The sequence below is a fragment of the Streptomyces sp. NPDC085927 genome, assembly GCF_044540975.1.
GTDB classification, from domain to species: Bacteria; Actinomycetota; Actinomycetes; order Streptomycetales; family Streptomycetaceae; genus Streptomyces; species Streptomyces hirsutus.
This window is the reverse complement of record NZ_JBITSN010000003.1, coordinates 573543-599922: the sequence shown is the minus strand read 5'-3', so window position 1 is coordinate 599922 and position 26380 is coordinate 573543. Positions and strand designations below refer to the sequence as shown.

Sequence of the window (26380 nt, the reverse complement as noted above, 5' to 3'; positions counted from 1 at the left end):
GGCTCCTCGAAAGTTGTTGCCGTGGAATTGCGTTCCTGGGGCAACTGACAGGCCTGTCGTGCGTCTAACAAGAGCAGGACAGGCCAGTTCCATGAGGCGAGGAGTACCAGGGGTGGGGAGGGCGACGGAAGTGACGCAGCGCGCCGCGCGGAAGACACTACGCGACGACCGGCGTGACCCGGGCCCGGACGACGGCCCCTCCGGCGTCCCGGACGACGACGGCGGGAACGCGGCGGCCGGTGACGACGGCGATATACCCGCGTCCGGCGGTGACGCGCCCACCCCCGGTGGAGGCGGCGGCCGCCGCCCGCGGCGCCGGATGCTCAAGTGGGTCGCCGCGGTCCTCGCGCTGTTCCTCCTCGGCGCGGCCGGGGCCGGTTACGTCTACTACCGGCACCTGAACGGCAACATCAAGCAGAATCCCCTGAACCTGGGTGACGGCAAGGTCGCCAAGCCCACACCGAACGCCGCCGGGCAGACCCCGCTGAACATCCTGCTGATCGGCTCCGACGCCCGGGACAGCAAGGAGAACCAGGACCTCGGCGGCGCCCGCGAGACGTTCGGCTCGACACCGCTGGCCGATGTGCAGATGCTGCTGCACCTGTCCGCCGACCGGACCAACATGTCCGTGATCAGCATGCCCCGCGACACCCTCGTCCGGATCCCGAAGTGCACCGACCCCGAGGACGGGACGGTGTACGAGGCGGGCAACGGGCGGACGATGACCAACCAGAGCCTCGGGCACGGCGGTCCGGGCTGCACCGTGGCCACCTGGCAGGAGCTCACCGGCATCCACATCGACCACTTCATCATGGTCGACTTCGCCGGTGTGGTCGCCATGGCCGACGCCGTCGGCGGCGTCCCCGTGTGCGTGGACGCCAACATCCTCTCGCGCGACAGCCAGGGCCACGGCTCCGGACTGAAGCTGCCCGAGGGCACCCACCCGATCAAGGGCGAGCAGGCCCTGCAGTGGCTGCGGACGCGCTACGGCTTCGAGGACGGCAGCGACCTCGCCCGCGCCAAGGCCCAGCACATGTACATGAATTCGCTGGCCCGCGAGCTGCGCGAGAACGCCGACCTGAGCAACCCCAACAAGCTGCGCAGGCTGGCCGAGGAGGCCACCCGGGCGCTCACCGTCGACCCCGGCCTCGACACCGTCAAGAAGCTGTACGACCTCAGCAACGAGCTGCGCGGGGTGGATCCGGAGCGCATCACCATGACCACGATGCCCAACCGGTACGTGGGGGCCCGCGTGGAACCGACCGAGGACGCCGAGCAGCTGTTCCGGCTGGTCCGCGAGGACATCGCCCTGGACGGCAAGGACGAGAAGGGCGAGAAGCCGGCCCAGGCCGCGGAAGCCGCGAAGGAGGAGAGGCCGGCCGTGTCGGCCGAACCGGCCGCCCCCGACGACAGGATCGCGGTCCAGGTCGTCAACGGCACCCGCACCGACACCCTCGGCGCGACGTCCGGCCGCGCGAGCGCCGTGGCCGGGCTGCTTCAGGAGAAGGGGTTCACCGGCGCGACCGCCGACACCGCCGGCTCCCTGAGCGAGCAGCTGACACTGGTGCGCTACCCGAGCGCCGACCTGAAGGGTGACGCCCTGCGGGTCGCCGAGTCGCTGGGCGTTCCGGAGAGTTCGGTACGGCAGTCCACCGACGTGTCCGGGGTCACGCTCGTCGTCGGCGCCGACTGGCGCGAGGGGACGGCGTACGAGGCGCCCGAACAGGACGACACGACCCCCGAGTCGGCCGAGGCCCTCAACGGGGCGGACGACTCCGCCTGCATGGAGGTCAACCCGAACTACACCTGGTCCTGACCGGAGTTCCGGCACGGGTGGCGGGCCGGTACCGCAAGGTACCGGCCATTCGTGATCCATTATCGGACATGAACACATCAGGCCAATGATCTTGCGGAAATCCGGTGATGGGATCGCTGCGCGCAGTAGTCCCCCCACCGAGAAGAGGCACAGTGAAGTTCAGGAACAGGACCGTCAGGAACATCACGTCGATAGCGGCCATCCTGGCGGGCACGGCCGGTTTCTCCCTGGCCACCGCCCCCGCCGCGAGCGCCGCCACGTACGGCTGCAACGGTTCTCAGATCGACAGCTGGAACAACACCTACAACGGAACCACGTACGCCACGACGTACCTGTTCTGGGACGGCACCTACAACTGTGTCGCGGCGGTGAAGCGCGGCTCGTACTACGGGGTCAAGTCCCGCATCGCGGTGCAGGCCTGGACGAACACCGACGGCTACGTCGGCGAGGACGACGGCTCCTACCTGTACTACGCGAACTACAAGTTCAACGGGAAGAACCGCTGCATCGCCGTCGAGACCGACGTGTGGAACCTGAACGGCAACAACATCATCCAGGACCACGTTCCCTCCTCGGGCTACTTCCACTGCGGCTGAACCCGCCGGTGACGAGGCTCCGTTTCCCATGGAACGTGCAGGTCGGGGCAGAGATCGTTCGCCCTGTGGTGGTCATGGAACAAGGGGCGTAGGACTGAAGGACGGAGGCCGGTCCGCGGTCCCCGTTGTTCCCCTGGGAGGAATCATGACCCAGCAGTCTGCCGCCGCGACCCCCATGAGCAAGGAGATGCAGGACTGCGTCCAGGCCTGCATGGCCTGCCACAGCACCTGCGAGGAGACCATGAGCTCCTGCCTGCGGATGGGCGGCCAGGCCCCCGCGCAGGTCATGGGAGCCCTCATGGACTGCGCCGACATGACCCGCATGTGCGCCGACATGATGATGCGCCGCTCGCCGCTGGCCGCCGAGATGTGCGCGATGTGCGCCCAGGCCTGCGACCTGTGCGCCGAGGCGTGCATGTCCATGCCGGACGACGCACAGATGATGCGCTGCGCGGAGACCTGTCGCCGCTGTGCCGAGTCCTGCCGTGCCATGGCGGGCGCCACGATGTGACGCGCCGGACGCCGACGCCGGACGGCCGACTCCGGACGCCGGCACCGGACGCCGGACACGGTCGAGGGCACCCCGCGGGGTGCCCTCGGTCGCTCTCCCGTCCCGCTCCGCCCGCCCGCCCGTGGGGTCGGCGCCGTGGGGCTCAGTTGCCCTTGACGGTGACCTTCTCGTCGTTGTTCAGCTGGTTCACCAGCTGCTTGACCTTCGCCTTGTCCCAGAGCAGGTTGCCGCCCGAGGATCCCGCGAGGGGCATGTTCAGGGAGGTGCCGTCGCCGCCGCTGACGCCCTTCATCGACCAGAACATGTCGGCCAGGCCGAACAGTCCCATGTCCTTGTCGACGATCAGCGAGTCCAGCCCCGCGCCCATCGTCGGGTACAGCTTGAACGGGTTCAGGACCGTGCTCGGCGTCGCCACCTGGTTCGCCAGGGCGGAGAGGAACTTCTGCTGGTTCTTCGTACGGTCCAGGTCGGAATTGGCCAGCGCGTACCGGGTGCGGACGAAGGCGAGGGCCTCCTCGCCGTTCAGCGTCTGCTTGCCCTTCTCGAAGTCGGCGCCGGACTTGGTGTCCTTGATGTCCTGCGGGATGTCCATCTCCACGCCGCCGACCGCGTCCACGATGTTCGCGAAGCCGGCGAAGCCGATCTCCACGTAGTGGTCGATGTGCAGGCCGGTGTTGAACTCGACCGTGCGGACCAGGAGTTCGGGCCCGTCCTCGGCGTAGGCGGCGTTCAGCTTCACCTGCCGGCCCGTGCCCTGGAACGTCTTGCCGGACTCGGAGCCCTTGAAGGTGGGTATCTCCACGTTCGAGTCGCGGGGCAGCGAGATCAGGGTGGGGCCGTTGCTGCCGGTGTGCAGGATCATCATGGAGTCCGTGCGCTTGCCCTCGGCCGACCCGGTGCGCAGCTTCTTCTTCTGCTCGTCGGTCAGCCCGGCCCGGCTGTCGGAGCCGACGATCAGGTAGTTCGTCCCCTCGCCCGCCTCCGGCCGGTCGAGCACGATGGACAGGTCGACCTCGCGGTTGAGCTTCGAGTCGGCCCAGAAGTAGGTGCCCACGGTCGTCACGATCAGCACGGCCGCGACGGTGATCGACGTCACCTTGATCCGGCGGCGCCAGTCCGGCGCGGGACGCTGCGCGTAACGGCCGTCGCCACCCGGACCGCCGGGGCCCCCGCCGCCCGGGGAGCCGTAGACCTGGCCCGTGTTGTAGTCGCTGTAGCCGCCGCCGTGCCCGCTGCCGTCCACGTACGACGGCTGCTGCGGCACCGAGCCGTCGTAGGCTCCCTGGCCGGGAGGGACCGCCGGGCCGCGGCGGACCTGACGCATGACGCGGGCGCTCTCGGGCTGTGCGCTCGCGCTCCCGCGTCCGTAGCGGGGGCCGCGGTTGTCGTGGGGCCGTGCCTCGGGCCATTCAGTCATGCGCCATAGTGTGCAGGTCCGGGGCGTGCGCCGTACCAGTCCTCGGGAAATAGGAGCAGCGCTGTTGCGAAGCTGACACAAAATCCCCGGCCGCCGCCTCGGCATAAGGTGGAGGCCATGACAGATCAGGCTCCGGCCCCACTTACGGAGAGTCCCGACATTCCGGGCAAGCCCGTCTCGGCATCGCGGACGACCCTCAGCCACATCATGACCCACAACGACACCAACCTCCTGGGTACGGTGCACGGCGGCGTGATCATGAAACTCGTCGACGACGCGGCGGGCGCGGTCGCCGGCCGGCATTCCGGGGGCCCCGCCGTCACCGCGTCGATGGACGAGATGGCCTTCCTCGAACCGGTCCGTGTCGGCGACCTGGTCCACGTCAAGGCGCAGGTCAACTGGACCGGCCGGACGTCCATGGAGGTCGGTGTGCGGGTCCTGGCCGAGCGGTGGAACGAGTCCGCCCCGGCCACCCAGGTCGGCTCGGCGTACCTCGTCTTCGCGGCCGTCGACGCGGACGGCAAGCCACGCCGCGTGCCGCCGGTGATATCGGAGACCGAGCGGGACCGGCGCCGCAACCAGGAGGCCCAGATCCGCCGCACCCACCGCCTGGCCCGCCGCCGGGCGATCGTGGAGCTGCGCGAGAAGCGGGCGGCGGACGGAATCGAGGACTGACCACCCGGCACCCCCCGCGGCCCCGGCACCCCTCGCGGTCCGCGGCCCCGCGGGCCGGGCTCTCTCCCCCGGACCGGGCCGGACCCCGTGAGCCCGGCACGATCCGAACGCAAGGCCCCGGGCCCCAGGCCCCGGGTTCACGGGGTTCGGGCCCCGGGCCTTACGAGCAGCTCACCTCGTCGCCCCGCACCACCCCGAACTCGTCCTTCCCGGGGTCCTCGGCCCGCACCTTGCGGACCTTCTCGAAGTCGGTGCCGGCGATCACCCTCAGCGTGGCGCCCTGGCCCTTGACCGCACGCAGCTCGCTGCCCGGCAGGGCGGCGGCGAGGGACTTCGCGGAGCGGTCCCAGCGGGGGTCGTAGGCGACGACGGTCCGCCGCACGGAGCGGTCCGCCGCGTTGACCGGAACGCGGGTGGTGTTGAACCCGGTGGCCGCGAGGGCCGCGTCCACGCGGCGGCCGAGGCCCTCCGTCCCCGTGCCGTTCTCGACCTGGACGCGGATCTGCCGGGGGTCCACCGGCACGCGCCGGGCCGCGTCGGGCGCCGGGTGGGTGGAGAGCGGTTTGTCCTCGCGCAGCGCCGCGAAGATGTTCTCGGACTTCTCGGGGTCCCACTTCAGCATCGACCCGATGCCCTTGACCGTGTGCCCCTCCTTGCTGAGCGGCACGGTGGTGAACTCGGACGAGGCGGGCGAGAAGTTCCGCAGCGCCCGCCCCAGGTCCAGCAGTTCGCCGGTGCCGAAGCCCTTGTCGGCGCGGACCGAGCCGAGCACGGCACGGGTCACGTCCCGGAACTTCATCGGGTTCAGCAGGATCCCCGAGGACGTGGCCCGGTCCAGCAGGGCGGCCGTGAAGTGCTGCTGTCGTTTCATCCTGCCGAGGTCGGCGGCGCCGTCGACGTACCGGGCGCGCACGTACTGCAGGGCCTCGCCGCCCTTCAGGGTGTGCCGGCCGGCCGGCAGGTCGAGGCCGGTGTGACTGTCCTTCAGGGGTTCGGTGGTGCACAGTTCGACGCCGCCGACCACGTCCACGGTCTTCATGAAGCTGGTGAAATCGAGCTCCAGGTAGTGGTCGATCTTCACCCGGGTCATCTTCTCCACCGTGCGCACGGTCAGTTGCGGGCCGCCCTCCGCGTACGCCGCGTTGAGCTTGACGGGATGCCCCTCGTGCTCCTCGCCGCTCACCTGGTCGGTGTGCGGGGGCGTCATGGCGTACGAGTCGCGCGGCAGGCTGACGACGCTGGCGCGCTCCCGGTCCTCGGAGATGTGCACGATCATGATCGTGTCGGTGCAGTTGCAGGGCGCCCCGCCGAGCCGGTACTTCCGCCGCGTCTCCGCGCCGAGCTTCTCGCGGCCGTCCGTGCCGACGAGCAGGACGTTCATGCCGTGCCCCGCCTCGGGACGGTTCTTCATGTCCCGGAACGGGTCGACCCGGTCGATTCCCGCGTCGAGGCTGCTGACCACCGCGTGCCCGATCCCGGCCGCGGCGAGCACCAGGACCGACAGCGTGGTCACCGCCCGCGGGCCCCAGCGTGGTCTCCGGCGTCCCGGTGGTCGCGGGCCGCCCTCGCGTGGTGGCTGCGGTCGGCGTTGCGGCGTGGTGCGGGGCCGGGGGGGCCGTGACGACGCGGGCAAGAGGGACACCTCCGGGCGAGGGCCGTACGAGGGGGGCGCAAGAGGGAAGCGGGCGGGAGGAGTGCGGGGACAAATGGGGTCGTACAGGGGCGTACGGGGTCGTACGCGGAATCCTGAGCACCGTAGGCCGATACGATCTGCGGCCCGGCGCAGCCGCACCCGGCACGCGCACCGCTGTCCCCCGTTCGCGGTAACGTGAGGCTCCTATGAACGCCAATCCCGACGTGCGGCTCCCCGCCGTTTCCGTGATCATGCCCGTGCTCAACGAGGAGCGGCATCTGCGTGGCGCCGTCCAAGCGATCCTCGCCCAGGAGTACGCCGGCGAGATGGAGGTCGTGATCGCCCTCGGTCCGTCCACGGACCGCACGGACGAGATCGCCGCCGAACTCGTGGCCGAGGACCCGCGGGTGCACACCGTGCCCAACCCGACCGGCCGCACCCCGGCCGCCCTCAACGCGGCGATCGGGGCCTCGCGCCATCCGGTCGTGGTCCGCGTCGACGGGCACGGGATCCTCTCTCCGGGCTACATCGCCACCGCGGTACGGCTCCTGGAGGAGACCGGCGCGCAGAACGTCGGCGGCATCATGCACGCCGAGGGCGAGAACGACTGGGAGCACGCGGTCGCCGCCGCGATGACCTCCCGGATAGGCGTCGGCAACGCCGCCTTCCACACCGGCGGCGCGGCGGCCCCCGCCGAGACCGTCTACCTCGGGGTGTTCCGGCGCGAGGCGCTGGAGCGGCAGGGCGGCTACAACGTGGAGTTCATCCGCGCCCAGGACTGGGAGCTGAACTTCCGCATCCGCGAGGCCGGCGGGCTGATCTGGTTCTCGCCGGAGCTGAGGGTGTCCTACCGGCCCCGGCCGAGCCTGCGGGCGCTGGCCAAGCAGTACAAGGACTACGGCCGTTGGCGGCACGTCGTCGCCCGCTACCACGCGGGTTCCATCAACCTGCGCTACCTGGCCCCGCCGGCCGCGGTGTGCGCGATCGCGGCCGGGACCCTGGTCGGCGCTCTGCTCACCCCGTGGGGTCTCGTCGTGCCCGGCGGCTACCTCGCGGCGATCGTGCTCGGCTCGATACCCGCCGGCAAGGGTCTGCCGCTGAAGGCGCGGCTGCAGATCCCGGTGGCGCTGGCCACCATGCACATGTCCTGGGGCTGGGGCTTCCTGACCAGCCCGCGCTCGCTCGCGAAGAAGGTCATCGCCTCCCGCCGGCCCGCGGTCCACGCGGACACGGACGCCGGCACCCCGGCTTCCTGACTCTCGCTCAGCAGGACGGCAGGGCCCTCCCGGACGCGGAAAGACCGAAGGGCGCCCGAGTACGAGACTCGGGCGCCCTTCGGCTGTCCGTGGTCCAGCGGCCGGTAGTGGCCAGGGTTACGGCAGGTTCCTGGCCATCACAATGCGCTGGACCTGGTTCGTGCCCTCGTAGATCTGGGTGATCTTCGCGTCGCGCATCATGCGCTCCACCGGGTAGTCGCGGGTGTAGCCGTAGCCGCCGAGGAGCTGGACGGCGTCGGTGGTGACCTCCATGGCGACGTCGGAGGCGAAGCACTTGGCGGCGGCGCCCTGGAAGGTGAGGTCGGCATCGCCGCGCTCGGACTTGGCGGCGGCGGCATAGGTGAGCTGGCGGGCGGCCTCGATCTTCATGGCCATGTCGGCGAGCATGAACTGGATGCCCTGGAAGTCGGCGATCGGCTTGCCGAACTGCTTGCGCTCCTTGACGTAGCCCTTGGCGTAGTCGAGGGCGCCCTGGGCGATGCCGAGGGCCTGGGCGGCGATGGTGATGCGGGTGTGGTCGAGGGTCTGCATCGCGGTGGCGAAGCCGGTGCCCTCCTCGCCGATCATGCGGTCCGCCGGGATGCGGACGTTGTCCAGGTAGACCTCGCGGGTCGGGGAGCCCTTGATGCCGAGCTTCTTCTCCGGGGCGCCGAAGGAGACGCCCTCGTCGGACTTCTCGACGACGAAGGCCGAGATGCCCTTGGAGCGCTTGGTGGGGTCGGTGACCGCCATGACCGTGTAGTACTCGGAGACGCCGGCGTTGGTGATCCAGCGCTTCACGCCGTTGAGGACGTAGTGGTCGCCGTCGCGGACCGCCCTGGTCCTCATGCCGGCCGCGTCGGAGCCGGCGTCCGGCTCGGAGAGGCAGTACGAGAACATCCCGTCGCCCTGGGCGAGCGGGGTCATGTACTTCTTCTTCAGCGCCTCGGAGCCGGAGAGGATCACCGGGAGGGAGCCGAGCTTGTTCACGGCGGGGATGAGGGAGGAGGACGCGCAGACGCGGGCCACTTCCTCGATCACGATGACGGTGGCGAGCGCGTCGGCGCCCGCGCCGCCGTACTCCTCGGGCACGTGGACGGCGTGCAGGTCGTTCGCGAGGAGCGCGTCGAGCGCCTCCTGCGGGAAGCGGGCGTCCTCGTCCACCGCTGCGGCATGCGGCGCGATCTTCGCCTCGGCCAGCGAGCGGACGGCGTCACGGAGCATGTCGTGCTCCTCGGACGGGCGGTACAGGTCGAAATCAGCCGATCCGGCCACGGTCTCTCACTCCAAAGACGACGAGGTGCGACGAGAGGCAACGCTCTGATGATGCTAACTACTGTTAAGTAACTCCCATTTTAGAACTCCCGCCCCCTCCGGCAGTACGTGAGTTTGGTGACAACGGGACGGCCACGGGCCGCAATGAGCGGGAACGAGCGGGATCGCCCCGTGCGGCGTGCCCGGGAGCCCCGGATATGCTCAGCCCGCACTGGCTTCCGTATACCCCTGGAGCACGCATGGCCCTCAAGATCACCGTGATCGGCACCGGTTATCTCGGTGCGACCCACGCGGCGGCCATGGCGGAGCTCGGGTTCGAGGTGCTGGGCCTCGACGTCGTACCGGAGAAGATCGACCTGCTCCGGCGGGGCGAGGTACCGATGTACGAACCGGGGCTCGAGGAGCTGCTGCGCCGGCACGTGGCGGGCATCGAGGGGTCCACCGGACGGCTCCGGTTCACCATGGACTGGGCCGAGGTCGGCGAGTTCGGCGACATCCACTTCGTCTGCGTGAACACTCCGCAGCGGCACGGCGAGTACGCCTGCGACATGTCGTACGTCGACTCCGCGATCGCCTCGCTCGCCCCGCACCTCGCCGGCCCCGCGCTGGTCGTCGGCAAGTCGACCGTGCCCGTGGGCTCGGCCGACCGGCTGGCCGCCTACCTGGCCGAGCACGCGCCGGCCGGCGAGGACGCCGAACTGGCCTGGAACCCGGAGTTCCTGCGCGAGGGCTTCGCCGTCCAGGACACGCTGCACCCGGACCGGGTCGTGGTGGGGGTCCGGAGCGAGCGGGCGGAGAAGCTGCTGCGGGAGGTGTACGCGACGCCGGTCGCCGAGGGCACCCCGTTCGTGGTGACCGACTTCCCGACCGCGGAGCTGGTGAAGACCTCCGCGAACTCCTTCCTCGCCACCAAGATCTCCTTCATCAACGCCATGGCCGAGCTGTGCGAGGCCACGGGCGGTGACGTGGCCAGGCTGGCCGAGGCCATCGGGTACGACGACCGGATCGGCCCGAAGTTCCTGCGCGCCGGGATCGGCTTCGGCGGCGGGTGCCTGCCGAAGGACATCCGGGCGTTCATGGCGCGCGCCGGCGAGCTGGGCGCGGACCAGGCGCTGACGTTCCTGCGGGAGATCGACTCGATCAACATGCGCCAGCGCGGCCGGATGGTGGAGCTGACCCGGCAGGCGCTCGGCGATGGGGCCTTCCTGGGCAAGCGGGTCGCGGTCCTCGGCGCCACCTTCAAGCCGGACTCGGACGACGTACGGGACTCGCCGGCGCTGAACGTCGCGGGCCAGATACACCTCCAGGGCGGCCAGGTCACCGTGTACGACCCGAAGGGCATGGACAACGCCCGGCGCCTCTTCCCGACCCTCGGGTACGCGGACTCGGCACTCGACGCGGTGCGGGGCGCGGACGTGGTGCTGCACCTGACGGAGTGGCGGGAGTTCCGCGAGCTGGACCCGGCGGCGCTGGGCGAAGTCGTGGCCCAGCGGCTGGTCCTGGACGGGCGCAACGCGCTCGACGCCGAGGTGTGGCGCCGGGCCGGCTGGCGCTACCGCGCGATGGGACGCCCCACCGCCTGACGGAACGGGTGACGCGCCTGCCCGGAACGGGTGACGCCGGTTCGGCCGAGGCTCAGTCGGCCGAACCGGCGTCTGCTTGCATTCTGCACCACGGGGCGAGCCTGGTGGGGCCGCTGTGACGCCTACGCCCCTCTCCGCTCCGGCTTCGGCTCCGGCTGCGGCGCCCGCTTCGGTTCCTGCCGCGTCCCGGCCTGCTGCGGCCGCGACTGCGGCTGCGGCTGCTTCGAGCGGTAGCGGCGCATCTTGGCGCGGGCTCCGCACACCTGCATGGAGCACCAGCGGCCGCGTCCCGCGGGGCTGCGGTCGTAGTACGCCCAGTGGCAGTCGGCGGCCTCGCAGGCCTTCAGCCTGGTCCACGTACCCGCGGCGGCCGCTTCCGCCACGGCCGCCGCGACCCGGGAGAGCAGGGGTTCCCGGTCGACGGGTGCGAGGGCGGCGGAGCCGTCCGCCGGATCGACGGTGACCACCAGGGGAGCCTTCGCGAGCAGCGTGCCGAGCGGGACGACCGCGCGGTGCGGCGGATGGCCGGCGTGGGCGAGCAGGGCCGCGCGCAGCGCCTCGCGCAGGGTGCGTGCCGACTCGACGCCGGCCGCGTCGCCCTCCAAGAGCCCGAAGCGGGCGCGGCCGTCCGCCGTGTCCAGCGTGTCGGCGCCCGACTCGAGGTCGAGCGTGTTGACCAGGTCCTGGACCAGGACCAGTCCACCGGGCGCGGCTGATCTCTCACTCATGTCCGGACGGTACCTCCCGCGTCCCCTGCGTTTTCCCTTGCGACGTTACCCCCCATGCGGCAGCATGCAGTAACGGTTACTGGTTACCCGCTTCTTACGGTAACCAGAAGAATGAGGGATCAGGGATTCGAGGAGGAAGTCATGCCTGTTGCCAAGGTGGGCGCCGTCGTCCTGGACTGCGTCGATCCGCACGCGCTGGCCGGTTTCTACGCCGGGCTGGTGGGCGGCACGATCAAGGACGAGGGCGACTGGGTGGACCTCCAGGTGCCCGGCGGGCCGGTGCTCGCGTTCCAGGGGGCCCCCGGACACGTACCGCCGCGCTGGCCGGCGCCGGACCACTCGCAGCAGTTCCACCTGGACCTGACCGTCGAGGACCTGGACGCCGCCGAGAAGGAGGTACTGGCACTCGGCGCGAAGCCGCTGGACGCGGAGGACCGCTCGCGGACCTTCCGGGTTTACGCGGACCCGGCGGGGCACCCCTTCTGTCTGTGCGCATGCTGACACCGGGAGGACCCATGGCCGCCGTGGCCCGTCTGCGTTCCGTCGTCGTCGACTGCCCCGAGCCGCGCGAACTGGCCCGCTTCTACGCGGCCGTCGGGGGCGGCATGCCCGAGGAGGAGGACCCGGACTGGGTGGTGCTCCAGATTCCCGCCGGGCCCCGGCTGGCCTTCCAGCGGGCGCCCGGCTACAGCCCGCCGGACTGGCCGCGGGCCGACCACGACTCGCAGCAGTTCCACTTCGACTTCGACGCGGGCGGCACCTGGGAGGAGGTCGACGAGGCCGAGCAGAAGGTGCTGGCGCTGGGGGCGCGGGTGCTGGACCGGGAGGACTACGAGAAGAAGGACTTCCGGGTGTACGCCGATCCGGCAGGGCATCCGTTCTGCCTCTGCCGGATCGAGCAGCCGTAGGGATCCGTCCCAGCCGCGGGGTCTGTCCGGCGGATCATGCCGGACAGGCCCTGGCCGGGCCGCCGCGGCTCTCGCGCCGGTGACGCCGGGCGGCCTCAGCCGTCGAGGGACTCCAGGGTCGCGTTCGACGGGGCGGTGGTCGCCCGGAGCTCGCGGGCGGTGTCCTCGGCGGCGCCCAGCACCCGTACCGCGTTCTGCCAGGTCAGCTTGGCCAGATCGGTCCTGGACCAGCCGCGGTCGTGCAGCTCGGCGATGAGGTTCGGGTAGCCGGAGACGTCGCGCAGGCCGTCGGGGGTGAAGGCGGTGCCGTCGTAGTCGCCGCCGATGCCGAGGTGGTCGATGCCGGCGACCTCGCGCATGTGGTCCAGGTGGTCGGCCACCGTGGACACGGTGGCGACGGGGCGCGGGTTGGCCTCCTCGAAGGCGGCGTGCACCTTCATCGCCTCCGCGGTGGTGTCCAGGTGGTGGAAACCGTGGGCGCGCATGTTCTCGTCGGCCTCGTTCGTCCAGTCGACGGCCGCCTGGAGCACGAACTTCGGCACGAACGTCACCATCGCGACGCCGCCGTTGGCGGGCAGCCGTTCCAGCACGTCGTCCGGGATGTTGCGCGGGTGGTCGCAGACCGCGCGGGCCGAGGAGTGGGAGAAGACCACCGGCGCGGACGTGGTGTCCAGCGCGTCCCGCATCGTCGTGGCGGCGACGTGCGAGAGGTCGACCAGCATGCCGAGCCGGTTCATCTCCCGGACCACCTCACGGCCGAACGCCGACAGGCCGCCCACGCCGGGCTCGTCCGTCGCCGAGTCCGCCCAGGCCACGTTGTAGTTGTGGGTGAGGGTCAGGTAGCGCACCCCGAGGTCGTACAACCCGCGCAGGGTCCCGAGGGAGTTGGCGATGGAGTGGCCGCCCTCCGCCCCCATCAGGGAGGCGATACGGCCCTGTCCGCGCGCCGCCTCCATGTCGGCGGCGGTCAGCGCGGGTGCCAGGTCCTGAGGATGACGGGCCAGCAACTGCCGTACGCAGTCGATCTGTTCGAGGGTGGCCGGCACCGCGTCGGGCAGGTCCGCGCGGACGTACACCGACCAGAACTGCGCGCCGACGCCGCCCGCGCGCAGGCGCGGGATGTCGGTGTGCAGGTGGGCGCTCTGGTCACCGGCGACGTCCAGGGCGTCGAGGTCGTAGCGGACCTTCTCGCGCAGCGCCCAGGGCAGGTCGTTGTGCCCGTCGACGACGGGGAACTCGGCCAGCAGCGCGCGGGCGGCCTCGAGTGACGCGGAGTCGCGGGACTCGGAGTCGGAAGACGTCATGGGGCTCACTTCCCGAAGCCGAATCCGTTGCCGGCGCCTTCGACCTTGGCGCGCAGGCGTTTGCCCTTCTCCGTGGCCTGGTCGTTCAGTTCCTGCTGGAACTCCCGCATCCGGCCCAGGAGTTCTTCGTCGTGGGCGGCGAGCATGCGGACCGCGAGCAGGCCCGCGTTGCGGGCGCCGGCCACCGAGACGGTGGCGACCGGGACGCCGGCCGGCATCTGCACGATGGAGAGCAGGCTGTCCATGCCGTCGAGGTGCTTCAGCGGCACGGGGACGCCGATGACGGGCAGCGGGGTGACCGAGGCGAGCATGCCGGGCAGATGGGCGGCGCCGCCCGCACCCGCGATGATCACCTTCAGCCCGCGGCCCGCGGCCTGCTCGCCGTACGCGATCATCTCGCGGGGCATGCGGTGCGCGGAGACGACGTCGACCTCGTGGTCGATCTCGAACTCGTGGAGGGCCTGGGCCGCGGCCTCCATGACGGGCCAGTCGGAGTCCGATCCCATGACGATGCCGACTACGGGGCTGGGGCTCATTCGGTGATCGTGCCTCTCAGGTAGCCGGCTGCGTGACGGGCGCGTTCCAGCACGTCGTCCAGGTCGTCGCCGTAGGTGTTGACGTGGCCGACCTTGCGGCCGGGCTTCACGTCCTTGCCGTACATGTGGATCTTCAGCTGGGGGTCGCGGGCCATGCAGTGCAGGTACGCGGAGTACATGTCGGGGTAGTCGCCGCCCAGGACGTTGACCATCACCGTCCACTTGGCGCGCGGGCGGGGGTCGCCGAGCGGGAGGTCGAGGACGGCGCGGACGTGGTTGGCGAACTGCGACGTGATCGCGCCGTCCATCGTCCAGTGGCCGGAGTTGTGCGGGCGCATGGCCAGCTCGTTGACGAGGATGCGGCCGTCGCGGGTCTGGAACAGCTCCACGGCGAGATGGCCGACGACGCCGAGTTCCTTGGCGATGTTGAGCGCCATCTCCTCCGCGCGCAGGGCGAGGTCCTCGTCGAGGCCGGGCGCGGGTGCGATGACCGTGTCGCAGACGCCGTTCACCTGCCGCGACTCGACGACCGGGTAGGCGACGGCCTGGCCGTGCGGGGAGCGGACCACGTTGGCGGCCAGCTCGCGCACGAAGTCGACCTTCTCCTCGGCCAGCACCGGGACCCCGGCCCGGAACGGCTCGGCGGCCTCCTCGGCGGAGTCGACGACCCACACGCCCTTGCCGTCGTAGCCGCCGCGGACGGTCTTGAGAACGACCGGGAAACCGCCCGCCCGTCGACCACCACCATCCTTGCCGGAGGGCACGTCGTGCCCGCCCCTCTCGAGCTCGGCCGCGAAGGCGGCCACGTCCGCGGGATCCGCGACGATGCGGTGCCGCGGGCAGGGCACGCCGATCGCGTCGAGCCGGGCACGCATCACGCCCTTGTCCTGGGCGTGCACCAGCGCCTCGGGGCCGGGGCGGACGGGGATGCCGTCCGCCTCCAGGGCCCTGAGGTGCTCGGTGGGCACGTGCTCGTGATCGAAGGTGATCACGTCGCAGCCGCGGGCGAACGCGCGCAGCGTGTCCAGGTCGCGGTAGTCGCCGACGACGACATCACCGACGACCTGCGCCGCGGAATCCTGCGGAGTGTCACTGAGGAGCTTGAACCTGATGCCGAGCGGGATGCCCGCCTCGTGTGTCATACGAGCGAGCTGGCCCCCGCCGACCATGCCGACTACCGGGAACGTCACTCCCCCAGGGTATCGGTCGAGCCACGGTGGCCGGTTCCACGGCTGTTCCCGGCCTGTCTGCGACCGTTCCCGGACGGGTGTGCGGCCCCTGGGGCCATCCGCAGGAAGATCGCGCGGACGGGTGGTTAGCATGGTCTGATTGACGCCACCTCGGCGTTGCATCGACGCCACTCCACGGACGGGGGCCGGCACGACCATGGGACGCGGTTCCTCGGGGCCTTCGACGGGCGCCCCGGCCCCGCGCGGCTCCATGCGGCAGCGCCTCGACCGGCTCGTCCGTGAAGCCGTGAAGTTCGGCGCGGTCGGCGGGGCGGGGCTGCTGGTCAATCTTCTCGTGTTCAACCTGGTCCGGCAGGTGACCGATCTCCAGGTGGTGCGGGCGAGCGTCATCGCGACCGTCGTCGCGATCGTCTTCAACTACGTGGGCTTCCGCTACTTCACGTACCGGGACCGCGACAAGTCCGGACGCACCAAGGAGATGTCGCTGTTCCTGCTGTTCAGCGCGGTCGGCCTGGTGATCGAGAACGGCCTGCTGTACACGGCGACCTACGGCTTCGGCTGGGACAGCCCGCTGCAGAGCAACGTCTTCAAGTTCCTCGGCATCGGGGTCGCCACCCTGTTCCGGTTCTGGTCCTACCGCACGTGGGTGTTCCGCGCGCTGCCGGGGGTCGCGGCACCGGCGGCGGGTCCCGTCGCACAGGGCGGGCACGGGCCCGCGGGGCCGCCGCCCTCCCGGCAGCACGTGCCGTAGGCACCGGGCCCCGGACCCGGTCCGGCACCGGTGCGTACCCCCTCGTACTCCCTGTTCACCACGCCCTCCACGGTCCCGTTCACCGCACCGTTTGGCGGTTGTCGTCCCGGGGTTTCTGCGGCGGGGTGCGGGACAGGAACAGGCCGAAGACCGCGGGCTTGGCCTGGAGCATCTCCAGGCGGCCGCCGTCCGCCTCGGCGAGGTCGCGGGCGACCGCGAGGCCGATGCCGGTGGAGTTGTGGCCGCTGATCGCGCGCTCGAAGATGCGGGCGCCCAGGTCGGCGGGGACTCCCGGGCCCTCGTCCGTGACCTCGATGACGGCCTGGTTCCCGGTGACCCGGGTGCGCAGGGCGACCGTGCCGTCTCCGTGCATGAGCGAGTTCTCGATCAGCGCGGCCAGTACCTGGGCGACCGCGCCCGGCGTGCCGACGGCGCGCAGATGTCTCTTGCCGGAGGTGACGATCGCACGGCCGGCGCTGCGGTAGGCGGGACGCCACTCCGCGAGCTGCTGCTGGATCACCTCGTCGAGCTCGAAGGTGACGGCCGAGCCGGTCCGGGGGTCTCGGGAGTTGGTCAGCAGCCGTTGCACCACGTCCGTCAGGCGCTCCACCTGCGCCAGCGCGATCGTCGCCTCCTCCTTCACCGTCTCGGGGTCGTCGGTGAGGGTGATCTCCTCCAGCCGCATGGACAGCGCGGTGAGGGGGGTGCGCAGCTGGTGGGAGGCGTCGGCGGCCAGCCGCCGTTCGGCGGTCAGCATGCGGCCGATGCGCTCGGCGGAGGAGTCCAGCACGTCCGCGACCCGGTCCAGCTCGGGAACGCCGTACCGCCGGTGGCGGGGGCGCGGGTCGCCCGAGCCGAGGCGCTCGGCGGTCTCCGCGAGGTCGGTCAGCGGCGAGGCGAGCCGGTTGGCCTGGCGGACCGCCAGCAGTACCGCCGCGATCACCGCCAGCAGCGCCACCAGTCCGATGATCAGCAGGGTGCGGCCGACCTCACGGGTCACCGAGGAGCGCGGCTCCTGGACGGTGACCGTCTCGCCCTCCTCGCCCGGCGCCGAGGCGCTGATGACGTCGCCCTCCGGCTTGTCGCCGATCTCGATGGGCGCCCTGCCGGGCAGGCGTACGACGACGTAGCGGTCCTCGGTGACCTGGTCCCTGAGGACCTCCGCGGTGACCTTCTCCTCGACGAGCAGTCTGCTGTCGACGATGCTGGCGAGCCGTACCGCCTCGGACTCGACCCGCTCCCTGGCGCTTTCGGTGATCGTGCGGGTCTCCACGATCACCAGGGACACGCCGAATACGGCGATCACGACGAGCACCACGGCGAGCGTGGACTGGATCAGTCGGCGGCGCATGTCCTCATATCCGAACCGGAATCACGACGTACGGGGGGTCAGCTCTTCTCGAAGCGGAACCCCACGCCTCGTACGGTCGCGATGTAGCGGGGGTTGGCCGCGTCGTCGCCGAGCTTCTTGCGCAGCCAGGAAATGTGCATGTCGAGGGTCTTGGTGGACGACCACCAGGTGGTGTCCCAGACCTCGCGCATCAGCTGGTCGCGGGTGACGACCCGGCCCGCGTCCCGCACCAGGACCCTCAGCAGGTCGAACTCCTTGGCGGTGAGCTGGAGTTCCTCCTCGCCCATCCACGCCCGGTGCGACTCGACGTCGATGCGCACCCCGTGCGTCGCGGGCGGCTGCTGCGGTTCGGTGGCACCGCGCCGCAGCAGGGCCCGTACCCGGGCGAGCAGTTCGGCGAGGCGGAACGGCTTGGTGACGTAGTCGTCGGCGCCGGCGTCCAGACCGACCACGGTGTCGACCTCGTCGGCACGCGCGGTAAGAATCAGGATCGGGACCGTGTGGCCGTCGGAACGCAGCCGGCGGGCGACCTCCAGGCCGTCCATGCCCGGCAGTCCGAGGTCCAGCACCACCAGGTCGACGCCGCCCTGCAGGCCTGCGTCGAGCGCGCTGGGTCCGTCCTCACGCACCTCCACCTCGTAGCCCTCCCGGCGCAGGGCGCGGGCCAGCGGCTCCGAGATGGACGCGTCGTCCTCGGCGAGCAGTACACGGGTCATGGACTGATGGTAGTCCCGCGCGGACACGGTCCGGGGTGTGATCACCGGCGCCGGTTCTTACCCGGCGCACACCGGATTCTCACGTCCGGGGCCCGGGGACCGCGCCTGGAGGTGGGGGGTGCGACCCTGGAAAGAACCTTCGATTGGGTGATCGCGGTTCCCCCCGAGCCTGTGATCCCTGTCTCAAGTCCTTCCATATCGGGCACTGTCCTGCCGTATGGTGAACCAACGCCTGTTGCACCACGGGGACCTTTGGCGCAGTTGATGCCGAAGGTCTCTTTCGTGTGCGGGCCGGCTTTCCGCCAGCCTGTCCCGGCTAGCCCCCGCCGGCTCCGGAAGGAATGACCTGTGGCCGGGCCTCGAAGCGCATGGACGCGCGTAGAGGCGTGGATCCCGGTGGTCACCGTCCGCCGCTCCGTGATCCGGAGCGGACTCCCCAGGGGCGTGGGGGTGGACGGCAGGGCCTGCCGGTGCCGGCCAGCCCCCCACCGGGCGCGTACGCACTCGTGCGACGCGTCCCGACCCACAAGGAACAACCATGGCGTCCAGCCTGACGAAGGACTCGGCCTCACCGGGCATCCCCGGTTCCGAGAAGACCTTCTTCGGCCACCCCCGCGGACTGGCCACTCTCTTCATGACCGAGATGTGGGAGCGGTTCTCCTACTACGGCATGAGGGCCCTGCTCCCGCTGTACCTCGTCGCCCCGGGCGGCATGGCGATGAGCGCCGGTACCGCGACGGCCATCTACTCGGTGTACCTGTCGCTGGTGTACCTGCTCACGATGCCGGGCGGCTGGTTCGCCGACCGGGTCCTGGGACCGCGCAAGACCGTCGCCGTCGCCGGCGTGGTCATCATGCTCGGCCATCTGACGCTGGCCCTGCCGTCCGCCGGCACCTTCTACGCCGGTCTCGGCCTGGTCGCGATCGGCTCCGGTCTCCTCAAGGCCAACATCTCCACGATGGTCGGCCAGTTGTACGACGGCCCGGACGACCCGCGTCGTGACGGCGGCTTCACCGTCTTCTACATGGGCATCAACCTCGGTGCCTTCGCCGCGCCGCTGATCATCGGCACCATCGGTGAGAACGTCGGCTGGCACTTCGGCTTCGCGCTCGCCGCGGTCGGCATGGGGCTCGGTCTGATCCAGTTCCTGCTGGGCAGCCGTCACCTCGCCCCGCAGTCCAGCGTCGTGCCCAAGCCGCTGTCCGCCGCCGAGAAGTCCGCCACGCTGCGCAAGTCCGCCTTCTGGGCCGGCATCGCCGTCGTCGCGTACGCCGTCGTCGGCTTCTCCGGCCACTACACGCTGAACTGGATCCTGGTCCCGCTGACGCTGCTCGGCGTGATCATTCCGGTGCTGGTGCTGGTGCGGATCAAGCGCGACCGGGACCTGGACCGGGACGAGCAGTCGAAGATGTCCGCGTACATCTGGTTCTTCGTGGCCGCGGCCGTGTTCTGGATGATCTACGACCAGGGCGGCTCGACCCTGTCGATCTTCGCCGCAGCGTCGGCCGACAACAGCGTCTTCGGCTGGGAGTTCCCGGTCTCCTGGTACCAGTCGGTCAACCCGGTCCTGATCATGGCGCTGGCCCCGGTCTTCGCCTGGTTCTGGCTGGCGCTGAACCGGCGCGGCAAGGAGCCCAGCACGATCGTGAAGTTCGGCTCCGGTCTGGTGCTGGTCGGCGCGTCCTTCTTCCTGTTCCTCGCCCCGCTGTCCATCGCCGAGGGCGGTCACAAGGCGGCGGCGGCGTGGCTGGTGGCGATCTACTTCACGCAGACCGTCGGTGAGCTGCTGCTCTCCCCGGTCGGCCTGTCGGTCACCACGAAGATGGCGCCCGCGAAGTACGCCTCGCAGATGATGGGCGTCTGGTTCCTGGCCGTCACCGCCGGTGACGCCACGACCGGCCTGCTCTCCATCGCCGGCGTCGACCTGAACGGGTCGGGCGTCGTCACCCTGGAGGCCACCCTCGCGGTGGTCGCCGGTGTCGCGGTGTGGATGTACCGCAGCAAGGTCAAGGCGCTGATGGGCGACGTCCGCTGACCTCGTGCGCGTGAGCCGTGCGACATGACGCCGTGAGGCCGTGACCCGGTCGGCTCCTCGCCGCCGCGGTCGCGCTCACGAGCCGGAGGGCCCCGCATCCGTACGTACAAGCAGCACGTACGCGGATGCGGGGCCCTCCGGGCGTTTTCACGGCGGACACGGGCGGGCTCCCTCGCCGTGTTCACGGGGCGGGGTACGGAGCCTGCGTCGGCGCCGGGTCCGACTCGCGGGGCCGAGGCCCTCGGCGCCGCCCCCTGGGGGCGTACGAGGTCCCCCACGGCCGGCCCCGCGCGGAGGACGGCAACCGGTACGACCAGGAGAGGACCATGGCCCGGAAGAGGGTCATTCCCCGGGGACGGGATTCCCCACGAAGGACGTACCGGTGCTGCCGGAGGTACGTTCCCCGGCGTCGGACCGGATCCGACGGCCCGTCAAGCCGCTCCGGGGGAATGAGGAAGGAAGACACACGATGTGCACCGGATCCATGACGATCCGGTGCACGTGCGGTGAGTGCGCGACAGGTGCGCGGTGGAGGCGCCCGGTGGGGGCGCGCCGGGTGGAGTCGTGGAAGGCGGGGCTCCGCCGGTCAGGCGGGCGCCCCGAGTTCCGCCCACACGGTCTTGCCCGGGACGCCCGGGGCACGTACGACGCCCCAGTCCAGGCAGAGCCGCTGGACGATGAACATGCCGTGCCCGCCGGGCCGGCCCGCCTGGTGCGGGGTACGCGGTGTCGGCTGGCCGGCGCCCCGGTCGGTGACCTCGAGCCGGATCACCTTGTTGTCGCAGACGATGCCCAGCTGGTCCGGCCCCTCGGCATGCAGGCAGGCGTTGGTGACCAGCTCGGACACGACGAGCAGGACGTCCTCGGCGGCGGCTCTCCGGTCGGCGGTGGCGGCGGGCAGCCAGCCCCACGCCTGCAGCGCCTGGCGAGTGAAGTCACGGGCGAGGGGGACGACGCCGCTCTGGTCCTCGAAGCTCAGCCGGCGGACCTGACGCCCTCCCGGCGGCCCCGAGGACCCCGACGCCTCCGGCGGTCCCGGCGGCGTGGACGCCGCCGCGGACTGCGCCCCGGACGGCGGCACGGCCACGTCCCTCTGGGTCGCGCTCGCCGTCGACGCGCCGCCCCCGGGCACCCCGGAAACGCCGCTGGGCTCCGGACCGCGGTCGCCCGGCGGACAAGGCCGGGTGGTGCTCATCAGCGCTTCACCTCACCGATTCACCAGTTCACCATTTCAAAAAAATCCGTACTCATTCAGTCACGCCGTGGGGGACCATCCGGTTCTCGGTATCCCCCCGGCCATGGCAGCGGACACGTTCCGCTTGTCTCCTGCCCGAGGTGGCCGAGGCAACACCCCCGCGTTCGCACAAGAAAGGCGCAACGATTCGGGAGCGGCTCGGAAAGGGGCCCGCGGAAAGAACCGCGGGGCGACACCTCGCCCGGCGCACCGGAAGAAGACCGCCCGCCCCCGGACCCGCCGCGGGGTGGCGCCGGCCTGCCCACACGGTCATCCGGAATCGTCGGCCAGAGCCGCCTCGAGGCTGTCATGGAGGGTGAATACCGCTTCCGCCCCGGTGATCTCGAAGACGCGCGCGACCACGGGCTGCATTCCCGCGAGATGCACCCCGCCCCCGGCGGCGTCGGCCTTCAGCCTGGCGCCGAGCAGCACATTGAGTCCGGTGGAGTCGCAGAACTCCAGGCCGGAGCAGTCGATGACAAGCCGCTTGAATCCCTTGGCAAGGCAGCTTTCCAGTGGCTCGCGCAACAGATCGGCGGTGTGGTGATCCAACTCACCCGCCGGAGTCACGACGGCACTGGGGCCCTCTTCTCGCACCTCGACCAGAAGCCGGCCCGACTGTGCGCTGCCGACCGTCCCGCGGTCCATGCCGTCTCTCTCTCCCACCAGTCGTGGCTACTGCTGACGTTGTCGAACATTACGCCTTCCGAGCGCACTCCGACAGCCGAACAATCAGCCGCAAACGGACATATGGCTACAGACCTCACTTGCGGTGGGCTTGCGAAAACGGGTAGGGCTAGTAGGGACACGTACTCGACACGGCCGGCTTTGGAGGCGCCGCACACCGCAGTGCACGAAACGGCATCGGCAGCCATACGCCGAGAACGATGGAGGACATCATGTCACCCCGGCTCGACGCATCGCGTACCCAGAAAGCGACGTCGACACTCCCTCCGGAACATCTGGCTCCCATCGAGCAGGACGATGCGGGTGTCGTCGCGGACGACGATCTACTCGTCGGGCTCCCGGAGATCCCCCCTTTTGACGAGGTGGGCCCGGTCGACGCCCGGGCGCTGTCCAGGACCCTCTTCGAGCGGCTGGAGTCGCTGGAGGAAGGCACCCACGAACACGCGTACGTACGCAACACGCTCGTCGAACTGAACCTGGCCCTGGTCAAGTTCGCCGCCTCCCGCTTCCGCTCGCGCAGCGAGCCGATGGAGGACATCATCCAGGTCGGCACCATCGGTCTGATCAAGGCGATCGACCGCTTCGAGCTTTCGCGCGGTGTGGAGTTCCCCACTTTCGCGATGCCGACCATCATCGGTGAGGTCAAGCGCTTCTTCCGGGACACCTCGTGGTCCGTGCGCGTACCGCGCCGGCTGCAGGAGTTGCGGCTCGACCTGGCCAAGGCCGGTGACGAGCTGGCGCAGCAGCTCGACCGCTCCCCGACGGTGGGCGAACTGGCCGAGCGCCTGGGCATCTCCAGGGACGAGGTCGTCGAGGGCATGGCGGCGTCGAACGCCTACACCGCCTCCTCGCTCGACGCCCAGCCGGAGGAGGACGACTCCGAGGGCGCGCTGTCGGACCGGATCGGTTACGAGGACCACGGCCTCGAAGGCATCGAGTACGTCGAGTCATTGAAGCCGCTGATCGCCGAACTGCCGCCGCGCGACCGGAAGATCCTCTCGCTGCGCTTCGTGGCCTGCATGACCCAGTCCGAGATCGGTGAGGAACTGGGTATTTCCCAGATGCACGTGTCACGGCTGCTGTCACGCACGCTGGTACGGCTGCGCAAGGGGCTGACCATCGAGGAATGAGGGGACGCCGCGTTCCGCGCCCTTCACTTCGCTCCCCCCGACGACCCGCACTCAGCGCTTCACGCTCCGCGCCCCGCACTCCGCCGACGCCGGACGCCCTTCCCGGGCCCCGGGTGCCGGCCGGACGCGGGGCGCACCGCGTTACCCACGGTCACCCCTTTCCCCGCGGGCCTTCTTCCTCCACTATGGGCACGCCCAGACCGACTGGTATGTCAGGACCACGGGTCCGGCGGCCAGGAGCTAGGAGGCGGTGCATGGCTCGGGGCGACGGAACCGTCGACGACGACGGGATCGGCGGCGGACACCCAGGTGCGCACACGGATGCGTCCGACATCCGGCTGACCGAGATGCTGCGCGCCGACACCTCGGCCGCGTACGCGGCACTTCAGGAACTCCGCGCCCGGCACGGCCCGTCCGTGCTCGCCTACGCCCGCCGGTGCACCACGGGCGATCCCGGCGCGCGTCAACTCGCCGCGCAGGCCTTCACCCACGCCGCCCGCGAGACCGCCCGCGGCACCGATCCCGGCGGCCCCCTGCGCCACCAACTCCTGCTGCTGACCATCCGGGTGGCGGCGACCTGGGCCGCCGACGGACGGGCCGGCGGGCTGGACGCAGGACTGCACCTCGTCCTGAGTTCGTCCGGCCCCGACGGCCCGGCCCCGTCCATGCTCGCCGCGTTCCGGACACTGCCGTACCGGGCGCAGGGCCTCCTCTGGTACGGGATCGTGGAACAGGAGCCCGCGGACCGTACGGCGACGCTTCTCGGTCTCACCCGCCAGGACGTGGCCTACGACACCCGGCCCGCACTGCAGTCGCTGGGCCAGGCCTGTCTGCGGGCCCGGCTGGCCGCCTCGGACGACCCCCGGTGCGCCGACTTCCGCCGGCTCATCGAGGAGTCGGTACGGCCCGGCGGCACCCGCGACAGCGCCGACCTGCACACCCACATGGCCCACTGCGGGCACTGCACCGCCGCGTACGAGGAACTGTGCGCCCTGCGGGACGAACCGCGCGCCACCCTGGCCGAGGGACTGCTGCCGTGGGCGGGCACGGCGTACACCGCCCCCGCACCGGCACCGGGCGGGCCGTCCGCCGGCGCCGGTACCGCAGTCGGGACGTGGCCGGCCTCCCGGCGCCTGGTGCTGGCCTCGACGGCACTCGGCGTGGCCGTGGTGCCGCTGCTGCTCCTGCTGTGGTCACCGGACGACACGCCGGCCGAGCACGCCTCGGGCCCGGTCCCCACCGTGGCGGTCCCGCCGCCGGTGACCGTGACGGCCACGCCCTCACCGCCCCCCACCGCGTCCGCGACGCGGTCCCCCGCACCGTCCCCTTCGAAGACTTCGAGCACCGGGAGGCCCGGCCCCTCCACCCCTCCGCACCCCACACCGTCCCCCACGCCGCCCCCCACGCCCACGTATCCGCCGCCGGGCGGCGCGTACGCGCAGGTGGTGAATCTGGCGTCGGGCCTGTGCCTGGACATCGACGGCGACCTGGAGAACCGCACGGACGTGGTCACGGCGGCCTGCGACTCCTCCCGTTCCCAGCGGTGGCGGGTCGACGCGGAGCGCGGTGTGCTGCAGTCCTACGCCGACTCCGACTACTGCCTGGACAGCCGTGGCGCGGTGGGCCGGGGCGTCGGCATCTGGGAGTGCGACTCGGTGGACGGGCGCAACGGACAGAACCTGCGCTTCGCCGTCGACGCCCGGGGGGTGATCCGCCCGGCCGTCGCGCCGGACCACGCGGTGACGGCGGCCGGGAGCGGCTCGGTGTCCCTGGGCGGGGAGGCGGGGCGGGCGGATCAGCGATGGCGTGCCGGGGCCTGATCCCGCTGGTCAGAGCACGCGGACGCCGCGCCGCCACACGCCCGTGACCAGGGGGACGCCGGGGCGGTAGGCCAGGTGGACGTGGCTCGGGGCATCGAGGAGGACGAGGTCGGCGCGGGCCCCGGGGACGAGCCGGCCGACGTCGGTGCGGCGCAGGGCCGCCGCACCGCCCGCGGTGGCCGACCAGAGGGCCTCGTCGGGCGTCATGCCCATGTCCCGCACGGCGAGCGCGACGCAGAACGGCACCGAGGACGTGAAGGACGACCCCGGGTTGCAGTCCGTGGACAGCGCGACGGTGACGCCCGCGTCGAGCAGCCTGCGGGCGTCCGGCCAGGCGGCCCGGGTGGAGAACTCGGCGCCCGGCAGCAGGGTCGCGACCGTACGGCTGCCGGCCAGGGCGTCGACGTCCGTGTCGGTGAGGTGGGTGCAGTGGTCCGCGCTGGCCGCGTCGAGTTCGACGGCGAGCTGCACGCCGGGGCCGTGGGTGAGCTGGTTGGCGTGGACGCGCGGGTGCAGGCCCTTCGCCCGGCCCGCGGTGAGGACGGCGCGCGCCTGGTCGCCGTCGAAGGCGCCCTTCTCGCAGAAAACGTCGATCCAGCGGGCGTGCGGCGCGCACGCGTCCAGCATCGCGCCGGTGACCAGGGCGACGTAGCCGGCCGGGTCGTCGGCGTACTCGGGGGCGACGATGTGGGCGCCGAGGTAGGTGACCTCGTCGGTGTGGCGGGCGGCCAGCCGCAGGGCGCGGGCCTCGTCCTCGGGGGTCAGGCCGTAGCCGGACTTGGTTTCGACGGTCGTGGTGCCCTGGCGCAGCGCCTCGGTGAGGAAACGGGTCAGGTTCGCCTCGAGTTCCGCGTCGCTCGCGGCCCGGGTGGCGGCGACGGTGGTGCGGATGCCGCCCGCACTGTAGGGGCGGCCGGACATCCGGGCGTTGAACTCGTCGGTGCGGTCGCCCGCGAAGACCAGGTGGGAGTGCGAGTCGACGAAGCCCGGGATCACCGTCCGGCCTGCGGCGTCGACCCGGTCGTCGGTGGCGGGTGCTCTGCTCGATGCACCGGTCCACACGACGCGGTCGCCGTCGATGACGACGGCCGCGTCCCGGATCGGACCGAGGGGTGAACCTCCCCCTCCGAGGGAGGGATCGTTGGTGACCAGCGTGGCGATGTTGACGATGGCGGTGCTGCTCATGGCGTCCTCGTGGGTGGCGGGGCGGGCGCGGGATTCCTGCGGC

At 71.2% G+C, this 26380-nt stretch carries 23 protein-coding genes and 1 pseudogene; 12 read left to right on the top strand and 12 right to left on the bottom strand.

Features of this window, described 5'->3' with window-relative positions; genetic code table 11:
* Nucleotides 1-130: 130 nt before the first annotated feature.
* From ACIF80_RS11750 to ACIF80_RS11740, 3 genes are all read left to right on the top strand, one after another.
* Complete coding sequence (locus ACIF80_RS11750) at nt 131-1816, top strand: LCP family protein (protein WP_399802524.1); 1686 nt, start codon at nt 131-133, stop codon at nt 1814-1816.
* 152 nt (nt 1817-1968) lie between these two features.
* Complete coding sequence (locus ACIF80_RS11745) at nt 1969-2412, top strand: hypothetical protein (protein ID WP_399802521.1); 444 nt, start codon at nt 1969-1971, stop codon at nt 2410-2412.
* A 145-nt stretch (nt 2413-2557) separates the two neighbouring features.
* Complete coding sequence (locus tag ACIF80_RS11740; protein ID WP_399802518.1) at nt 2558-2923, top strand: four-helix bundle copper-binding protein; 366 nt, start codon at nt 2558-2560, stop codon at nt 2921-2923.
* 142 nt (nt 2924-3065) lie between these two features.
* On the opposite strand, the gene ACIF80_RS11735 is transcribed toward ACIF80_RS11740, so the two are convergent.
* Nucleotides 3066-4340, bottom strand: coding sequence for an LCP family protein (locus ACIF80_RS11735; protein ID WP_399802516.1), 1275 nt, complete (start codon nt 4338-4340; stop codon nt 3066-3068).
* A 117-nt stretch (nt 4341-4457) separates the two neighbouring features.
* Here ACIF80_RS11735 and ACIF80_RS11730 point away from each other — a divergent pair, with 117 nt between their 5' ends.
* Nucleotides 4458-5015: an acyl-CoA thioesterase gene (locus ACIF80_RS11730; RefSeq protein ID WP_399802513.1), complete on the top strand. Its 558-nt coding sequence runs from the start codon at nt 4458-4460 to the stop codon at nt 5013-5015.
* Nucleotides 5016-5175: 160 nt separating this feature from the next.
* On the opposite strand, the gene ACIF80_RS11725 is transcribed toward ACIF80_RS11730, so the two are convergent.
* Nucleotides 5176-6657 carry an LCP family protein gene (locus tag ACIF80_RS11725; RefSeq protein ID WP_399802510.1) on the bottom strand — a complete coding sequence of 494 codons (1482 nt, stop codon included), beginning with the start codon at nt 6655-6657 and terminating at the stop codon, nt 5176-5178.
* A 197-nt stretch (nt 6658-6854) separates the two neighbouring features.
* Here ACIF80_RS11725 and ACIF80_RS11720 point away from each other — a divergent pair, with 197 nt between their 5' ends.
* Nucleotides 6855-7904, top strand: coding sequence for a glycosyltransferase family 2 protein (locus ACIF80_RS11720; protein WP_399802508.1), 1050 nt, complete (start codon nt 6855-6857; stop codon nt 7902-7904).
* A 117-nt stretch (nt 7905-8021) separates the two neighbouring features.
* Here ACIF80_RS11720 and ACIF80_RS11715 read toward each other — a convergent pair whose 3' ends face one another.
* Entirely contained in the window at nt 8022-9179 is a 1158-nt protein-coding gene (locus tag ACIF80_RS11715; RefSeq protein ID WP_399802505.1) for an acyl-CoA dehydrogenase, read from the bottom strand.
* 239 nt (nt 9180-9418) lie between these two features.
* Between ACIF80_RS11715 and ACIF80_RS11710 the strand changes: the two genes are divergently transcribed.
* A complete protein-coding gene (locus ACIF80_RS11710; RefSeq protein ID WP_399802503.1) occupies nt 9419-10762 on the top strand; it encodes a UDP-glucose dehydrogenase family protein in 1344 nt (447 codons plus the stop codon).
* Between the two features lie 221 nt (nt 10763-10983).
* Here the strand turns inward: ACIF80_RS11710 and ACIF80_RS11705 are convergent.
* A pseudogene (locus ACIF80_RS11705) lies at nt 10984-11490 on the bottom strand (CGNR zinc finger domain-containing protein); the annotation flags it as partial.
* 141 nt (nt 11491-11631) lie between these two features.
* On the opposite strand from ACIF80_RS11705, the gene ACIF80_RS11700 reads away from it, so the two are divergent.
* Together ACIF80_RS11700 and ACIF80_RS11695 are read left to right on the top strand one after the other, a co-directional pair.
* Entirely contained in the window at nt 11632-11991 is a 360-nt protein-coding gene (locus tag ACIF80_RS11700; RefSeq protein ID WP_399802500.1) for a VOC family protein, read from the top strand.
* 14 nt (nt 11992-12005) lie between these two features.
* Nucleotides 12006-12398 (top strand): VOC family protein, encoded by a 393-nt coding sequence (locus tag ACIF80_RS11695; RefSeq protein ID WP_399802498.1) that lies wholly within the window; start codon nt 12006-12008, stop codon nt 12396-12398.
* Nucleotides 12399-12493: 95 nt separating this feature from the next.
* Here ACIF80_RS11695 and ACIF80_RS11690 read toward each other — a convergent pair whose 3' ends face one another.
* Genes ACIF80_RS11690 through ACIF80_RS11680 form a run of 3 tightly spaced genes read right to left on the bottom strand, consistent with a single transcriptional unit; the run spans nt 12494 to nt 15428 of the window.
* Complete coding sequence (locus ACIF80_RS11690) at nt 12494-13702, bottom strand: dipeptidase (protein ID WP_399802495.1); 1209 nt, start codon at nt 13700-13702, stop codon at nt 12494-12496.
* Nucleotides 13703-13707: 5 nt separating this feature from the next.
* Nucleotides 13708-14238 carry a 5-(carboxyamino)imidazole ribonucleotide mutase gene (purE, locus tag ACIF80_RS11685; protein WP_399802492.1) on the bottom strand — a complete coding sequence of 177 codons (531 nt, stop codon included), beginning with the start codon at nt 14236-14238 and terminating at the stop codon, nt 13708-13710.
* Nucleotides 14235-15428 carry a 5-(carboxyamino)imidazole ribonucleotide synthase gene (locus ACIF80_RS11680; RefSeq protein ID WP_399802490.1) on the bottom strand — a complete coding sequence of 398 codons (1194 nt, stop codon included), beginning with the start codon at nt 15426-15428 and terminating at the stop codon, nt 14235-14237. The genes purE and ACIF80_RS11680 overlap by 4 nt, the downstream gene beginning before the upstream one ends.
* A gap of 196 nt (nt 15429-15624) precedes the next feature.
* On the opposite strand from ACIF80_RS11680, the gene ACIF80_RS11675 reads away from it, so the two are divergent.
* On the top strand, nt 15625-16179 hold the full coding sequence (locus tag ACIF80_RS11675; RefSeq protein WP_399802488.1) for a GtrA family protein: 555 nt from the start codon (nt 15625-15627) through the stop codon (nt 16177-16179).
* Between the two features lie 79 nt (nt 16180-16258).
* Here ACIF80_RS11675 and ACIF80_RS11670 read toward each other — a convergent pair whose 3' ends face one another.
* Nucleotides 16259-17530, bottom strand: a complete 1272-nt coding sequence (locus tag ACIF80_RS11670) for an ATP-binding protein (RefSeq protein ID WP_399802485.1) — start codon at nt 17528-17530, stop codon at nt 16259-16261.
* Between the two features lie 38 nt (nt 17531-17568).
* Nucleotides 17569-18246, bottom strand: coding sequence for a response regulator transcription factor (locus ACIF80_RS11665; protein ID WP_055592785.1), 678 nt, complete (start codon nt 18244-18246; stop codon nt 17569-17571).
* 538 nt (nt 18247-18784) lie between these two features.
* Here ACIF80_RS11665 and ACIF80_RS11660 point away from each other — a divergent pair.
* A complete protein-coding gene (locus ACIF80_RS11660) occupies nt 18785-20281 on the top strand; it encodes an oligopeptide:H+ symporter (RefSeq protein WP_399802482.1) in 1497 nt (498 codons plus the stop codon).
* Between the two features lie 586 nt (nt 20282-20867).
* Here ACIF80_RS11660 and ACIF80_RS11655 read toward each other — a convergent pair.
* Nucleotides 20868-21476, bottom strand: coding sequence for an ATP-binding protein (locus ACIF80_RS11655; protein ID WP_399802480.1), 609 nt, complete (start codon nt 21474-21476; stop codon nt 20868-20870).
* Nucleotides 21477-21785: 309 nt separating this feature from the next.
* Nucleotides 21786-22163: an STAS domain-containing protein gene (locus ACIF80_RS11650; protein ID WP_386400545.1), complete on the bottom strand. Its 378-nt coding sequence runs from the start codon at nt 22161-22163 to the stop codon at nt 21786-21788.
* Between the two features lie 251 nt (nt 22164-22414).
* On the opposite strand from ACIF80_RS11650, the gene ACIF80_RS11645 reads away from it, so the two are divergent.
* Nucleotides 22415-23332: an RNA polymerase sigma factor SigF gene (locus ACIF80_RS11645; protein WP_399802477.1), complete on the top strand. Its 918-nt coding sequence runs from the start codon at nt 22415-22417 to the stop codon at nt 23330-23332.
* A gap of 254 nt (nt 23333-23586) precedes the next feature.
* Nucleotides 23587-25152, top strand: coding sequence for a ricin-type beta-trefoil lectin domain protein (locus ACIF80_RS11640; RefSeq protein WP_399802474.1), 1566 nt, complete (start codon nt 23587-23589; stop codon nt 25150-25152).
* A gap of 9 nt (nt 25153-25161) precedes the next feature.
* Here ACIF80_RS11640 and hutI read toward each other — a convergent pair whose 3' ends face one another.
* Nucleotides 25162-26337 (bottom strand): imidazolonepropionase, encoded by a 1176-nt coding sequence (hutI, locus tag ACIF80_RS11635; RefSeq protein WP_399802471.1) that lies wholly within the window; start codon nt 26335-26337, stop codon nt 25162-25164.
* Nucleotides 26338-26380: the final 43 nt, after the last annotated feature.

Excerpts from the sequence above, each read along its gene's own strand:
- ACIF80_RS11640 (WP_399802474.1), top strand. The coding sequence starts at position 23,587 with ATGGCTCGGGGCGACGGAACCGTCGACGACGACGGGATCGGCGGCGGA.
- ACIF80_RS11740 (WP_399802518.1), top strand. The coding sequence starts at position 2,558 with ATGACCCAGCAGTCTGCCGCCGCGACCCCCATGAGCAAGGAGATGCAG.
- ACIF80_RS11695 (WP_399802498.1), top strand. The coding sequence starts at position 12,006 with ATGGCCGCCGTGGCCCGTCTGCGTTCCGTCGTCGTCGACTGCCCCGAG.
- purE (WP_399802492.1), bottom strand. The coding sequence starts at position 14,238 with ATGAGCCCCAGCCCCGTAGTCGGCATCGTCATGGGATCGGACTCCGAC.
- ACIF80_RS11730 (WP_399802513.1), top strand. The coding sequence starts at position 4,458 with ATGACAGATCAGGCTCCGGCCCCACTTACGGAGAGTCCCGACATTCCG.
- ACIF80_RS11710 (WP_399802503.1), top strand. The coding sequence starts at position 9,419 with ATGGCCCTCAAGATCACCGTGATCGGCACCGGTTATCTCGGTGCGACC.
- ACIF80_RS11700 (WP_399802500.1), top strand. The coding sequence starts at position 11,632 with ATGCCTGTTGCCAAGGTGGGCGCCGTCGTCCTGGACTGCGTCGATCCG.
- ACIF80_RS11720 (WP_399802508.1), top strand. The coding sequence starts at position 6,855 with ATGAACGCCAATCCCGACGTGCGGCTCCCCGCCGTTTCCGTGATCATG.
- ACIF80_RS11675 (WP_399802488.1), top strand. The coding sequence starts at position 15,625 with ATGGGACGCGGTTCCTCGGGGCCTTCGACGGGCGCCCCGGCCCCGCGC.
- ACIF80_RS11655 (WP_399802480.1), bottom strand. The coding sequence starts at position 21,476 with ATGAGCACCACCCGGCCTTGTCCGCCGGGCGACCGCGGTCCGGAGCCC.
- ACIF80_RS11735 (WP_399802516.1), bottom strand. The coding sequence starts at position 4,340 with ATGACTGAATGGCCCGAGGCACGGCCCCACGACAACCGCGGCCCCCGC.
- ACIF80_RS11690 (WP_399802495.1), bottom strand. The coding sequence starts at position 13,702 with ATGACGTCTTCCGACTCCGAGTCCCGCGACTCCGCGTCACTCGAGGCC.
- ACIF80_RS11665 (WP_055592785.1), bottom strand. The coding sequence starts at position 18,246 with ATGACCCGTGTACTGCTCGCCGAGGACGACGCGTCCATCTCGGAGCCG.
- ACIF80_RS11660 (WP_399802482.1), top strand. The coding sequence starts at position 18,785 with ATGGCGTCCAGCCTGACGAAGGACTCGGCCTCACCGGGCATCCCCGGT.
- ACIF80_RS11650 (WP_386400545.1), bottom strand. The coding sequence starts at position 22,163 with ATGGACCGCGGGACGGTCGGCAGCGCACAGTCGGGCCGGCTTCTGGTC.
- hutI (WP_399802471.1), bottom strand. The coding sequence starts at position 26,337 with ATGAGCAGCACCGCCATCGTCAACATCGCCACGCTGGTCACCAACGAT.
- ACIF80_RS11645 (WP_399802477.1), top strand. The coding sequence starts at position 22,415 with ATGTCACCCCGGCTCGACGCATCGCGTACCCAGAAAGCGACGTCGACA.
- ACIF80_RS11670 (WP_399802485.1), bottom strand. The coding sequence starts at position 17,530 with ATGCGCCGCCGACTGATCCAGTCCACGCTCGCCGTGGTGCTCGTCGTG.